At 71.4% G+C, this 13503-nt stretch carries 13 protein-coding genes; 12 read left to right on the top strand and 1 reads right to left on the bottom strand.

Features of this window, described 5'->3' with window-relative positions; genetic code table 11:
• The first annotated feature begins 149 nt into the window (after positions 1–149).
• From STRVI_RS19630 to STRVI_RS19605, 6 genes are all read left to right on the top strand, one after another.
• Positions 150–1235 (top strand): MerR family transcriptional regulator, encoded by a 1086-nt coding sequence (locus STRVI_RS19630; RefSeq protein ID WP_014057422.1) that lies wholly within the window; start codon positions 150–152, stop codon positions 1233–1235.
• A 177-nt stretch (positions 1236–1412) separates the two neighbouring features.
• Positions 1413–3407: a glycoside hydrolase family 127 protein gene (locus STRVI_RS19625; RefSeq protein ID WP_014057421.1), complete on the top strand. Its 1995-nt coding sequence runs from the start codon at positions 1413–1415 to the stop codon at positions 3405–3407.
• A 187-nt stretch (positions 3408–3594) separates the two neighbouring features.
• Positions 3595–3825, top strand: a complete 231-nt coding sequence (locus STRVI_RS19620; protein WP_014057420.1) for a hypothetical protein — start codon at positions 3595–3597, stop codon at positions 3823–3825.
• 129 nt (positions 3826–3954) lie between these two features.
• Positions 3955–4758 carry an ABC transporter substrate-binding protein gene (locus STRVI_RS19615; protein WP_014057419.1) on the top strand — a complete coding sequence of 268 codons (804 nt, stop codon included), beginning with the start codon at positions 3955–3957 and terminating at the stop codon, positions 4756–4758.
• Positions 4759–4789: 31 nt separating this feature from the next.
• Complete coding sequence (locus tag STRVI_RS19610) at positions 4790–5575, top strand: amino acid ABC transporter permease (protein ID WP_014057418.1); 786 nt, start codon at positions 4790–4792, stop codon at positions 5573–5575.
• 5 nt (positions 5576–5580) lie between these two features.
• Complete coding sequence (locus STRVI_RS19605) at positions 5581–6417, top strand: amino acid ABC transporter ATP-binding protein (protein ID WP_286012055.1); 837 nt, start codon at positions 5581–5583, stop codon at positions 6415–6417.
• Positions 6418–6482: 65 nt separating this feature from the next.
• Here STRVI_RS19605 and STRVI_RS19600 read toward each other — a convergent pair whose 3' ends face one another.
• Positions 6483–7727, bottom strand: a complete 1245-nt coding sequence (locus STRVI_RS19600) for an SGNH/GDSL hydrolase family protein (protein ID WP_014057416.1) — start codon at positions 7725–7727, stop codon at positions 6483–6485.
• A gap of 403 nt (positions 7728–8130) precedes the next feature.
• Here STRVI_RS19600 and STRVI_RS19595 point away from each other — a divergent pair, with 403 nt between their 5' ends.
• The 6 genes from STRVI_RS19595 (at position 8131) to STRVI_RS19570 (ending at position 13497) form a co-directional block, all read left to right on the top strand.
• Positions 8131–9174, top strand: coding sequence for a LacI family DNA-binding transcriptional regulator (locus STRVI_RS19595; protein ID WP_014057415.1), 1044 nt, complete (start codon positions 8131–8133; stop codon positions 9172–9174).
• Between the two features lie 113 nt (positions 9175–9287).
• Positions 9288–10256, top strand: coding sequence for an acetylxylan esterase (locus STRVI_RS19590; RefSeq protein WP_014057414.1), 969 nt, complete (start codon positions 9288–9290; stop codon positions 10254–10256).
• A 100-nt stretch (positions 10257–10356) separates the two neighbouring features.
• A complete protein-coding gene (locus STRVI_RS19585; protein WP_014057413.1) occupies positions 10357–11532 on the top strand; it encodes a CaiB/BaiF CoA transferase family protein in 1176 nt (391 codons plus the stop codon).
• Between the two features lie 35 nt (positions 11533–11567).
• Positions 11568–12302, top strand: a complete 735-nt coding sequence (locus STRVI_RS19580; protein ID WP_014057412.1) for a YqjF family protein — start codon at positions 11568–11570, stop codon at positions 12300–12302.
• 224 nt (positions 12303–12526) lie between these two features.
• The gene (locus STRVI_RS52730) at positions 12527–12700 is read left to right on the top strand and encodes a hypothetical protein (RefSeq protein WP_167543208.1); all 174 of its coding nucleotides are present in this window, start codon (positions 12527–12529) and stop codon (positions 12698–12700) included.
• Positions 12697–13497, top strand: a complete 801-nt coding sequence (locus tag STRVI_RS19570) for a DUF427 domain-containing protein (RefSeq protein WP_014057410.1) — start codon at positions 12697–12699, stop codon at positions 13495–13497. Before STRVI_RS52730 ends, STRVI_RS19570 begins: the two co-directional genes overlap by 4 nt.
• Positions 13498–13503 lie beyond the last annotated feature (6 nt).

Below are 13503 nucleotides of genomic sequence, written 5' to 3'. Positions count from 1 at the left end.
GATATCGGATTAAATGCGCTCGCTTGCTGTGGAGATTCGTCGCGCGAGAGGAGAGATGTTGATCGCGGACCCACCGTTGACCTTCCCCGAAGGGGAAGCCTGAGCATCGTGGTCGCCGGGCGAGGTGCCCGGCCGCGAGGAGGGCGAACATGGGGCTGCTGACCATCGGTGCGTTCGCGAGGGCGTCGCGGCTGTCCCCCAAGGCGCTGCGCCTGTACGACGAGCTCGGGCTGCTGCCGCCCGCCCGCGTCGACCCGCACTCCGGCTACCGCCGCTACGATCCGGCACAGCTGGAGCGGGCCCGTCTGGTGGCCTGGCTGAGGCGGCTCGGCATGCCGCTCGCCGAGATCCGGGCGGTGTGCGAGCTGGAGCCGGAGGCGGCCGCGCGGGAGGTGCGCGCGTACTGGACGCGGGTCGAGGCCGACACCGCGGCCAGAAGGGACCTGGCCGCCTTCCTCGTCGACCATCTGTCCGGGAGGGACACCACGATGTCTTCCAACCACACCACCCTGGGGATCCGCTACGCCGTGCTCTCCGACACCGGCTCGGTCCGGGAGAGCAATGACGACGCCGGGTACGCCGGTCCGCGCCTGCTGGCCGTGGCCGACGGATTCGGCGGCGGACGGCACGCCGGCGAGGCGGCGATCGAGGCGCTCAAGCCGCTGGACGCGGGTGTCCCGGGCGGGGAGTTGCTGAGCGCCCTGGAGGAGGCGGCGCACCGGGCCCGGGAGTCGGTCTCCGCGCTCGCCGCGTCCGACCCCGCGCTGCGGGATGTCGGCACGACGCTCACCGCGATGGTGTGGTCGGGCTCCCGGCTGGGGCTGGTCCATATCGGCGACTCGCGCGCCTATCTGTTGCGCGATGGTGAGCTGTTCCAGATCACCCATGACCACACCGTGGTCCAGTCGCTGATCGACGAGGGGCGGATCACCCCCGAGGAGGCCGCCTCGCACCCCCAGCGGGCGCTGCTGCTGCGCGCCGTGGGCGGCGGTTCGGCGTTCGAGCCGGACTTCGCCCTGCGGGACGCCCGCGCCGAGGACCGCTGTCTGCTGTGCTCGGACGGGCTGACGGCGGTCGTGCCCGCCGGGGAGATCCGGCGGGTGCTCGCCTCGGAGGACGACCCGGGCACGGCCGTACGGCAGTTGGTCGCCCTCGCCAACCGCGCGGGCGGGCCCGACAACGTCACCTGCGTGGTGGCCCATGTGGCCGAGCGGAGGATGCTGACCTCGGCGTAAGCCGCCGCCGTGACCGTGTCGCCCGCCCACCTGACCGCTTGTTGAACGTTGATGAATGGTGTGTGCAAAAGCTTGTCGGCCGCAAGAATGCCTCCTTATGCTCGCGGCGGAAATCGCTTTCCACTCCTGCCGACCGGGAGACAGCCATGGCCGGCGGCGCGGCGTAAGGGGCAGGGCATGTCCGCAGGTCCGATCCGGCTCTCCCGGGGAGCGCACACCGCGCTCCGCCCGGCCACCGCGGCGCGGATCACCGGGGGTTTCTGGGCCGCCAGACGCCGTGTCAACGCCGAAGTGAGCGTTCCCCAGGGGCCGGACCGGCTGGAGCGGGCGGGCAACCTCGCCAATCTGCGGGCCGCCGCGGGGCCGGGGCCGGCGGAGTCCGGTTTCCGGGGCGACTTCCCGTTCCAGGACTCCGATGTGCACAAGTGGCTCGAGGCGGCGTCCTGGCAACTGGCGGACGGCGGCGAGGGGCCGGCCGAGGAGGAGCTGTCCCGGCAGGTGGAGCGGCTGGCCGGGCTGGTCGCGGCCGCGCAGGCCGAGGACGGCTATCTGCAGACGTACTACCAACTGGGGCCAGACTCCCGGCGGTGGGCGGAACCGCACTGGGGGCACGAGCTGTACTGCGCGGGCCACCTCCTCCAGGCCGCGGTCGCGCACCACCGGGCCACCGGCGCGGACGGGCTGCTCGATGTGGCGGTGCGCTGCGCCGATCTCGTCGACGCCACGTTCGGGCCCGGCAGGAACGAGACGGTGTGCGGACATCCGGAGATAGAGACGGCGCTGGTCGAGCTGTACCGGGAGACCGGTGAGCGGCGCCATCTCGAGCTGGCCGGGTACTTCGTGGACCGGCGCGGGCACGGCAGCCTCGGCGACGGCCCGGCGGACGGCTCGCCCGGCCCCCGGCCCGGGGCGCCCTACTGGCAGGACCACATCCCGGTGCGGGAGGCGACGGCGGTCGCCGGGCATGCGGTGCGCCAGCTCTATCTCCTGGCCGGGGCCGCGGATGTGGCGGCCGAGACCGGCGACGCGGGGCTGCGGGACGCCCTGGTGCGGCTGTGGGAGGACATGGCCGCGACGAAGACCTATCTGACGGGCGGGGTGGGGTCCCGCCACGAGCTGGAGTCCTTCGGGGACGCGTACGAGCTGCCGCCGGACCGGGCCTACGCGGAGACCTGCGCGGCCATCGCCGCCATCCACTTCGGATGGCGGATGGCGCTGCTGACCGGCGAGGCCCGCTACAGCGATCTGGTGGAGCGGACCCTGTTCAACGGCTTCGCGTCGGGGGTGTCGATCGACGGTGAGCGCTGGCTCTATGTGAATCCGCTCCAGGTCCGCCAGGACGATGAGAGCCGTAAGGGCGCCACCGGCGACCAGAGCGCCCACCGGACGCCGTGGTTCCGGTGTGCCTGCTGCCCGCCCAATGTGATGCGGCTGCTTGCGTCGCTGCCGCACTACATGGCGAGCGGCGACGCCCAGGGGCTGCAACTGCACCAGTACGCGTCCGGCTCGTACGAGGCGGGCGGCGGGGCGGTGCGGGTGGGGACCGGCTACCCCTGGGAGGGACGGATCGCGGTGGTCGTGGACGCGGCCCCGCAGGACACGGACTGGACGCTGTCGCTGCGCATCCCGCACTGGACGACGGCGTACGAGGCGACGGTCGGCGGGGAGCCGGTGGCCGAGCGGGCCGAGAACGGCTGGCTGCGGCTGCGGCGGCGCTGGCGGCCCGGCGAGACGGTCGTGCTGAGCCTGCCCCTGGACCCCCGGCTCACCCGGCCCGATCCGCGGGCCGACGGGGTGCGCGGCTGTGCCGCGATCGAGCGCGGCCCGCTGGTGTACTGCCTGGAGCAGCCCGACCAGCCCGCCGGGCTGCGGCTGGACGACATCGCCCTCGACCCGGATGCCGGGCTGAGCGCGGAGCACCGGCCGGAGCTGCTGGGCGGGGTGACCGTGATCACCTCCCTGGCCCTGCGCCATGCCGTCGCGCGCGACGGGTGGTGGCCCTACCGGGACGGCGGCGGGGGCCCGGTCGGGGACGCGGGCTCCAGCGGGGACGGGGGCCGCGCGGAAGCCCCCGAGCCGGTGCCGGTGACCGCGATCCCCTACTACGCCTGGGCGAACCGCGAGCCCGGTGCGATGCGGGTGTGGACCCCGCTCCGGGCCCTGACCGGCTGACCGTCGCGGGACCGGCCAAGGCACCCTGACCTGCTGGTCTTCTATTCACGCCCGGAGCGGCTGATCTTCGCCGGACCCGGGCGTGTCCCACGCGTGTCCATCGGAACTCGGCGGACACCCCATGCGTTCACCGCTCGAGGAACACGCTCTTGTGCCCGAGCGGCACCATGGCAATGGGAGGTGCCCCTTGAGCACCGGATCCACACCCCGTGGGGACGACGACGCCGACGGCTGGGACGACGTCACCCTCGACGAGGACTTCATACGGGACGCCGAGGTCGCCGAGCCCGTCGCGCGCACCCGGATGCTGACCGCGCGGTGGCGGCGCGGCGCGCCCGAGCCCCAGCCCTGGCGGGCGGACGAGCCGCCGGCCGGCTGGTTCTGGAGCAAGCGCCGCAAGCGGCGCCGGCGGCGCTGACCTCGCCTCTCCGTTATCCGGTCGCAATTGCGCGCGTAAAGACATCGCGGCATATCCGGTGGGAGGATTCGGCCCGACTCACTGATCATGAGGTCCGTGGTCGTTCGCCGACCCTGTCCCGGAGGTGCCGTGTCCGCTCGCTCCGCGTTGCCCGTCATAGCCGTCGCCGCCGTATCCGCCCTCCTGGCCGGGTGCACCAGCACCAAGTCGTCGGGGTCCGGCGGCGGCGACATCAGCCTGGTGAATTCCGGGAAGCTCACGACCTGCACACATCTGCCCTATCCGCCCTTCCAGTCCAAGCAGGGCAAGAAGATCGTCGGCTTCGATGTGGACATGGTCGACCTCGTGGCCTCGGCACTCGATGTGAAGCAGGAGATCGTGGACACGCCCTTCGAGGGCATCCAGTCCGGGGAGGACCTCAACACCAACCAGTGCGACGTGGCCGCCGCCGGGATGACCATCACCGACGTACGCGAGAAGAACCTGGACTTCTCCGCCCCGTACTTCGAGGCCACTCAGGCGCTGCTCACCACCAAGGGCAAGCCCTACAAGACCCTCGCCGGCCTCAAGGGCAAGAAGCTCGCGGTCCAGCAGGGGACCACCGGTGAGAGTTACGCCCAGAAGCACGCCAAGGGCGTCAAGCTGGTCCAGTTCGAGGATCTCGCGCTGCTGCTGACCGCCGTCAAGACCGGGCAGACCGACGCCGGCATCAACGACAACGGTGTGCTCTACGACTACGTCAAGGACAACGCCGACACCACGGTGACGGCCGAGTTCGACACCGGCGAGCAGTACGGCATCGCCGTGCGGACCGGCAATGACGCGCTGCGCAAGAAGATCGACGCGGTGCTGAAGGACGCCCGGGCGGACGGCTCCTACGACCGTATCTACAAGAAGTGGTTCGGCACCGCGCCCAAGACGGACGCCCGCTGACGGCCATCGGAGCTGAGGAGTCCGCACACTTATGGCAATGACCCGCCGACAGCGGGCGCGGGCGATACGAGCGGTGCAGTACGCCGTGCTCATCGCCCTGCTGCTCGCCATCGTCCTGGCCGCGGACTGGGGTGAACTGCGGCGCGCGTTCTTCGACGCCGAGGTCGCCCGGTCCCTGTTCCCCGACATCATCACCACCGCCCTGGTCAACACCGCCGTCTACACCCTGCTCGGGTTCGGCTTCGGCCTTGTCCTCGGGGTGGTGCTGGCGCTGATGCGGCTCTCGCAGGTGCCGCCGTACCGCTGGCTGGCGGTCGCCTACATCGAGTTCTTCCGCGGGGTGCCCGCGCTGCTGGTGTTCATCGCGCTGGGCTTCGGGGTGCCGCTCGCCTTCCAGGTGGCGCTGGACCGGCACGTCACGGTGATGCTGGCGCTGGGACTCGTCGGGGCCGCCTACATCGCGGAGACGATGCGGGCGGGCATCCAGGCGGTACCCAAGGGGCAGATGGAGGCGGCGCGTTCGCTGGGCATGTCCCACAGCCGGGCGATGGCCTCGATCATCGTCCCGCAGGCGTTCCGGATCGTCCTGCCGCCGCTCACCAATGAACTGGTGCTGCTGACCAAGGACTCGTCCCTGGTCTATCTGCTGGGGCTCTCCCTGGACCAGTACGAGCTGTCCAAGTTCGGCCGGGACGCGCTGAATCAGCACCGCAGCCTCACCCCGATCCTGGTCGCCGGGGTGTGCTACCTGATCATCACCGTTCCGCTCGGCCAGCTCGTGCGCCGGCTCGAGGCCCGTTCGGCGAAGGCGAGGTGACCGGTGTGAAGGAGACGACGGTGGTGAAGGAGACCGGCGAGACGGATGGCATCGCCATCCAGGTGGCGGGTCTGCACAAGTCCTTCGGCGCGCTGGAGGTGCTCAAGGGCATCGATCTCACCGTCCGGCGGGGCGAGGTGGTCTGTGTCATCGGCCCGTCGGGATCCGGCAAGTCGACGCTGCTGCGCTGTGTGAACCTCCTCGAGGAGCCGACCTCGGGCTCGGTCACCGTGGCGGGGACCGAGGTCACCGACCCGGACGTGGACATCGACCGGGTGCGGCGGCGGATCGGCATGGTCTTCCAGGCGTTCAACCTCTTTCCGCATCTGACCGCTCTGGAGAACCTCACCATCGCCCAGCGGCGGGTGCTGCGCCGCGACAAGGCGGAGGCGGTACGGATCGGGCGGGACACGCTGCGCCGGGTCGGCCTGAGCGACAAGGAGTCGGCCTATCCGGCGCAGCTTTCGGGTGGCCAGCAGCAGCGGGTGGCCATCGCCCGGGCGCTGTCCATGGAGCCGGAGTTGATGCTCTTCGACGAGCCGACCTCGGCGCTCGATCCGGAGCTGGTCGGCGATGTGCTCGCCGTGATGCGCGCCCTGGCGGACGAGGGGATGACGATGCTGGTCGTCACCCATGAGATGAGCTTCGCGCGGGAGGTCGCCGACCGGGTCGTGTTCATGGACGACGGGGTGATCGTGGAGGAGGGCGGACCTGAGCAGGTGGTGTCCGATCCGGTCCATCCCCGCACCCGGGCCTTCCTCACTCGGGTGCTGAACCCGGCCGCGGCGCGGGTCGGGGAGGTGCCGGAGACGGGCCCGCACGGAGCGCGGATCGACCGCTGAGCTCCGTGCGGGCGGCTGAACTCCGTGCGGGCGCTTGAGCTTCGTACGGGCGCGGGTCCGCGTGGTCAGCGGGCGGGACGCAGGTCGCGCAGGTCGATCGCATCGGCCATGGCCTGCAGTCCCGCGTCGTTGAAGTGGAGATGGTCGCCCGAGTCGTAGGCGGGCAGTGAACGGTCCGGGGCGGCGGGGTCGCGCACGGCGGCGTCGAAGTCCGCCACCCCGTCGAACAGGCCACCGTCCCTGATGAAGCCGTTGACGGACTGCCGCACCGCCTCGCGCGCCTCGGTGTAGTTGCCGTTGCCGCCGAACGGGGTGATGGTGCCGCCGATGACGCGGATGCCACGCGCGTGGGCCCGTTCCACGATCCGGCGGTAGGCGTCCTCGAACGCGGCGGGATCGGTCTGATCGGGGTTGCCCTTGATGTCGTTGATGCCCTCCATCAGGACCACCGCGCGCACCCCGGAGCGGGAGAACACATCCGCGTCCAGCCGGGACAGGGCACTGGGCCCGGTGCCGTCCAGCAGAACGCGGTTGCCCGCGATCCCGGCGTTCAGGACCCCGAGCCGGCGCTGCGGGGGCAGCGCGCGCAGCCGGGCCGCGAGCCGGTCCGGCCAGCGGCGGTTGGCGCTCGACGTCGAACCGGAGCCGTCGGTGATGGAATCGCCGAGGGCGACCACGCTGCCCGCGGCGGGTGCGCCGAGCACATCCACGCCCGTCACGTAGTACCAGGACCCGGTGGTGGCGGTGTACGCGGCGCCGCTCTCCTCCGCGGTGTGGTCGCCGTCCGGCGCCAGGAACGAGGTCTGCAGGGCCGAGTGGTGGTACGTCGCCGGGCCCGAGTCGACCGGTGTGTAGAGGGTGATCAGCAGGTTGGCGTCCGGGGCCACCCGCAGCGGCACCGGATCGCTGACCGCGTCCGCACCGGCCGGAACCGTGACCGATGCCGCATGGCGGAAGGTGGCCGTGCGCATGGTCCCGGCACGGGCGCCCGCGCTCTTGGGCGCCCCGCTCTCCTGCAAGGCGACGGTCACGGAGGTGAGTTGGAGGGGCGCGGTGCCGAGCCGGTTGGTCACCCGGACACGGACGGCGTGGCCGCCGACGCTGGTGTGCACCACATTGCGGATCGACTGACCGGGCAGGGCGGGAACCGTCCCGGAGGCGGCTGCCTCCCAGGTGCCCGTCCAGCCATGGCCGGGGGCGGAGCGGGGGGCCGGGTGGGAGGTGGCGGCCCAGGCGGGCCCCTGCAGCGGCAGGAGGGCGAGGACCGACGCGGCCAACAGGCCGCGGAGAACGTGCCGGATCGTGACCATGACGTGCTGCCTTCCAGAGCGACGGAACTGGAGACGAGCGAGCTGGACCGAACGCGGCCGTGAGGATGACGGCCGAGGAGGAGCACGAGCGCGACGTAGACAACCAATAAGACATCGGAGGTGTCAAGGGATATGACCGGAGAGGGGCAGGGCACTTCGGGATTCCGTTCGCATAGACCCGATGAATGCACCCGCCGCGCCGGACACCGTCGAGATGGCGCGGGGAGGCGGCCAAGGTTTCGGCGGACGGCGGGCAACGTTTCGGAAGGCAGCGGCGACAAGGAGGCGTGGGGCGTCCCCCCTCGACTCCCGGGTCTTCCCGGCGACTTGAGGCGGCCTTAGGGTAGAAACCGATTGCTGCCCGGTCAGGGTTCCACGTGGGCGGTTAGGGAAGGGAGTCTCGATGGCTCGTTCCTCGGGATCGACGGGGCCCACGCTCGCGGTCGTCGCCCGTGAGGCGGGTGTGTCGGTACCGACCGCTTCGAAGGTGGTCAACGGCCGGGAGGACGTGGCCCCCGAGACCCGTCGCCGGGTCACCGAGGTCCTGGACCGCCTGGGGTACATCCGCAGGCCGCGCTGCGAGCGGCCCAAACCGGCCGCGATGGTCGACCTGGTGGTGCACTCGCTGGACAACGCCTGGTCGGGAGCGGTGCTGCACGGCGCGGCGGAGGCCGCGCACGAGGCGGGACTCGAGGTGGTGGTCTCGGCCGCGGCCACTCGCAGTCCGGGCGGCAGGCTCGAACACGGCTGGCCGGACAAGCTGAACGCCCGGGGCAGCTCAGGTGTGCTGTTCCATCTCACGGAGCTCGCGCCCGCCCAGTACTCCTGGCTCGATGAGCACCGGATCCCGTTTGTGATGATCGACCCCGCGCACGACCCGCCGCCCGGGGTGCCGTCCGTGGCGGCCGCCAACTGGCAGGGCGGGATGGCCGCGACGGAGCACCTCATCGAGCTGGGGCACCGCCGGATCGCGGTGCTCGGTGGCCCGGGGCCGACGGTTCGCGACGGTGGCCGGGTCGCCGGATACCGGTCGGCAATGGCGGCGGCCGGGTTGCCGGTGCCGTCCGCGTATGTGCGCTACGGCGACATCAGCGAGACCGGGGCGCGCCGCCGGATGGCCGAGCTGCTGCATCTGCCCGAGCCGCCCACGGCCGTCTTCGTCTGCTCGGATCAGATGGTGCCGGGTGTGTACCAGGCGGCCGGGGAACGGGGCCTCAGGGTGCCGCGGGACATCAGCGTCGTGGGCTTCGACGATCTGCCGCAGGCCCGCTGGATCACGCCCGCGCTGACGACGGTCCGTCAGCCGCTGTCGGAGATGGCGGCCGCGGCGCTGCGCAAGCTGCTGCGGCTGATGACCGGCGAGGTACCGGAGGCGATGCGGACCGAGCTGTCCACCCGGCTCATGGTCCGCTCCAGTACCGCTCCCCCACTTCGCGTTGTCTTATGACCGAGGGATCGAACACTGCACGACTGTCCGGACAGGCCCGTATCGCCAGTCCCATCCCTCACACCTGATATGTCATCCTTCACCGCACCGATCGCTACGGAGGTTCGCCCACCGTGTTCATCGACCTGCCCCTGGAGCAGCTGCGCAGCTACCAGCCCCCGCTGCCCGAGCCGGACGGCTTCGACGCCTTCTGGACGCGGACCCTCACCGAGGCCCGCGCCTGCGAGCTGAACGCGGTGTTCACCGAGGAGGACACCGGACTGACCCGAGTGCAGACCTACGACGTGGAGTTCTCCGGCTTCGGCGGACACCGGATACGCGGCTGGCTGCTGGCCCCGCGGGACGTGGCGGGCCCGCTGCCGTGCGTGGTGCAGTACCTCGGCTACAGCGGCGGCCGGGGGCTGCCGCACAACTGGCTGCTGTGGCCGTCGGTGGGCTATGCGGTCTTCGTGATGGACAGCCGTGGCCAGGGGTGGGTCCAGCACTCCCCCGGCGTCACCCCCGATCCGGTCGGCGGCACCGGGCCCGAGACACCGGGCAAGATGACGCAGGGCGTCCTCTCCCCGGACGACTACTACTACCGCCGGCTGTACACGGACGCGGTACGGGCGGTGGAGGCCGCCCGTGAGCATCCGCTGGTGGATTCCGCGCGGATCGTGGTCAGCGGCGGCAGTCAGGGCGGTGCGCTGGCCCTGGCGGCGGCCGGTCTGGTGCCGGATCTGACGGCGGCCCTGGTGGATGTGCCGTTCATGACGCACATCCGGCGCGCGGTCGAGATCACCGACGCGGACCCGTATGGGGAACTGGCCCGGTTCTGCGCCGGACAGCGCCACCTGGCCGAGCGGGTGTTCGCCACCCTCGACCACTTCGACGGGCTCAACTTCGCGGCCCGCGCCAACGCGCCGGCGTTGTTCTCGACCGCCCTGCGCGATGAGATCACCCCGACCTCCTGCGGCTTCGCCGCCTACCACCATTACGCCGGGGAGAAGGACCTCAAGGTGTGGTCCTTCAACGGCCACGAGGGCGGGGGCACGCATCAGCAGGCCGAGCAGATCGGCTTTCTGCGGGGGCTGCTGGGCTGAACCCGGCGGGACTGCTGGGCTGAACCCGGCGTGTCGGGCGGCGTTCGACCGCCGCCCGGCACGGGGTAGACAGGGGCTACCCGCACCGAAGGAGCCGCTCGTGCCCGCGCAACCGCTGGAAGGTATCACCGTCGTCGCCCTGGAGCAGGCCGTCGCCGCCCCGTTCGCCACCCGTCAGCTCGCCGATCTGGGAGCCAGGGTCATCAAGGTGGAGCGGCCGGGGCGCGGTGACTTCGCTCGCGACTACGACCGCGAGGTCAAGGGCGCGTCGGCCTACTTCGTCTGGATCAACCGCGGTAAGGAGAGTGTCGTCCTGGACGTCAAGGACGACACCGACCGGGCGCTGCTCGATGCGATGCTCGCCGGCGCCGATGTCTTCGTGCACAATCTGGCGCCCGGCGCCGTGGACCGGCTGGGCCTGGCGGCGCGGACGCTGCGGCCCGCCCATCCCCGCCTGATCACCTGCGCGATCTCCGGCTACGGGAACAGCGGCCCGTACCGCGAGAAGAAGGCGTACGACCTGCTCATCCAGTGCGAGGCGGGGCTGCTGTCGATCACCGGCAGTCCGGAGGCCCCGGCCCGCCCCGGGATCTCGATCGCCGATATCGCGGGCGGGATGTACGCCTACACGGGCATCCTCACCGCGCTCTACGAGCGGGAGCGCACCGGTGCGGGGACCGACCTGAGCGTGAGCCTGCTCGATGCGCTGGGCGAGTGGATGGGCCACCCCTATTTCGCCCAGGCGTACGGCGGTGCCGGGGTCGTCCGCAGCGGGGCACGCCATCCGTCGATCTCGCCGTACGGCGCCTACCGCTGTGGGGACGGCGCTCAGGTGTTCCTGAGTGTGCAGAGCGATCGTGAATGGGCCGCCCTGTGCGAGCGGGTGCTCCGCCGCCCGGAGCTGATCCGCGATCCGCGCTTCTTGGACAATCCCCTGCGCCGTACCCATGACGAGGAACTGACGGCCGAGTTGGAGTCGTGCTTCGCGGAGCACACCGCCGAGGGGCTGATCGCGCTGCTGGACGGGGCCGGTATCGCCAATGCCCGGCTGCGCGACATCGCGGAGTTCGGTGCCCACCCCCAGTTCGACGCCCGTGACCGCTGGGGCGAGTTCGGCTCCCCGGTCGGGCCGCTGCGCGGTCTGCTGCCGCCGGTGGAGGTGACGGGCCGCAGGGCGCCGATGCGACCGGTGCCGGGGCTCGGCGAGCACACGCAGGCGGTGCGCGCCGAGTTCTCCGGACCAGTTCCCCGCCCGGGGAATCCGGGACCCGCCTGACGGGTGGCTCGGACTCCTGTGCTAGGACACTGGCCATGGAGATCGAGCCGATCACCCTGTCCACTCCACGGCCCGTGCGGCGGCCGGCACTCGTCCAGCGCTGGGATGAACTCACCTTCCTGCACTGGCCGGTGGAGCCGGAGCGAGTGGCCCCGCTGCTGCCGGCCGGTACGCGTCCCGACACCCTCGATGGCGTCACCTACGTCGGACTGGTCCCGTTCCTGATGCGCGGTGTCGGCCTGGGGCCGGGGCCCGGCCTGCCGTATCTGGGCACCTTTTGCGAGACCAACGTGCGGCTGTACTCGGTGGACGGGCAGGGCCGACGCGGTGTCGTCTTCCGGTCCCTGGACGCGGCCCGGCTGATCCCCGTGCTGGTGGGCCGGCTCAGCGTCCGGCTGCCCTATCGGTGGTCCACGATGCGCCTGCGCCGCAAGGACGACGTGCTCACCTATAGTTGCGGCCTGCGACGACGCCCCGCGGCCCGCGGTCACACGAGCCGGGCCGTGGTGAGGATAGGCCGGCCCATCGCCGAGCCCACCCGGCTGGAACGCTTCCTGACCGCCCGATGGGGTCTGCATGTCTCATGGCACGGCCGCACGGTGCACCTGCCGAACGACCACGAACCGTGGCCGCTGCACCGGGCCGAGCTGCTCGATCTCGACGACGTCCTGATCGCCACCGCCGGTCTGCCGCCCCTGACGGACGCGCCGGTGAGTGTGCTCTACTCCCCCGGTGTCGCCGTTCGTTTCGGGACCCCGCAACGGGCATGAGCCGTGGAGGTGGGATTAGGCTGGACGTGTCATCGCGCGCATGTCCGTCACAGGCCGATGAACGGATCGAAGCAATGCCCAGAGCGACCAAGACACCACCTCCCACCAGCGCAGACTCCCGGGCACCGGCTCGGGCCGCGAGGAGAGGATCCCACGGGCCGCGCGCCGCGGCCGACCGCGTCTGCGCGCGTCATTCGGTGACCGTCTACTTCGGGGGGCGGCGAGTGGAGCTTCCGTCGGAGGAACAGCTCTGCTTTCTCGCGGGCGTCGGCCTGCTCGCCGCGGTCGAGGTCATCGAATGGCCGGTCGCGGCGGCCATCGCGATCGGGCACGGGCTCGCCCACAGCCAGCACGGCAAGGCGCTGCGCGAGTTCGGAGAGGCCCTGGAAGAGGTATGACGCAGTACCCGCCGGACTACCCCGGGATGATCGTTCCGGTCGGGCATGTGGAGCCCGTACCGCGTCGCATCCGCGGCTACGTCGCCGGCCGCCTCGTCTTCGACACCGTGCGGGCGCGCTATGTGTGGCTCTGGCCGGGCTATCCGCAGTACTGCGTCCCTCGCGACGACATCGGCGAGGGGGCGCTGGTCGACGAGGGCCGGAGCCTGACACTGAAGGCCGGCGGAGCGCGCCGCCAGACCCTCCAACTGGGCTCGCTCACCCGCCCCGGCGCGGCATGGGAGTGGGCCGAGGACGCGCCCTCCGGCATCGTCGGCCATGTCAGCTTCCGGTGGGAGGCCATCGACGCCTGGTTCGAGGAGGACGAGCAGGTGTTCGTCCACCCCAGGAGTCCCTACACCCGCGTCGACGCACTCCGGTCCGGCCGCGGCGTCCGCGTCGAGCTGGACGGCACCGTGCTCGCCGACGCCCCGAACTCGGTGATGGTGCTGGAGACGGGGCTTCCGACGCGCTACTACCTGGACCGGGTGTATCTCGACTGGACGCGCATGGAGCCCACGGACACCGTCACCAGTTGTCCGTACAAAGGGATGACGAGCGGCTACTGGGCTGTCCGGACCGGCACGGCCACCTACCCGGACCTCGCCTGGGCCTACGACTTCCCGACCCGGCAGGTGTCTCCCATCGCGGGGCTGGTCGCCTTCTACAACGAGAAGGTCGACCTCTACCTGGACGGACGGCCGCTCCCCCGCCCCGCCCCGGTCAACAGGGCGATCTGGGAGAAGGAACAGCGATAGGCGGCA

This window comes from Streptomyces violaceusniger Tu 4113 (assembly GCF_000147815.2).
Taxonomy (GTDB): Bacteria; Actinomycetota; Actinomycetes; order Streptomycetales; family Streptomycetaceae; genus Streptomyces; species Streptomyces violaceusniger_A.
Note: the sequence above shows the minus strand (reverse complement) of the source record. Positions and strands in the feature narration are given on the sequence as shown.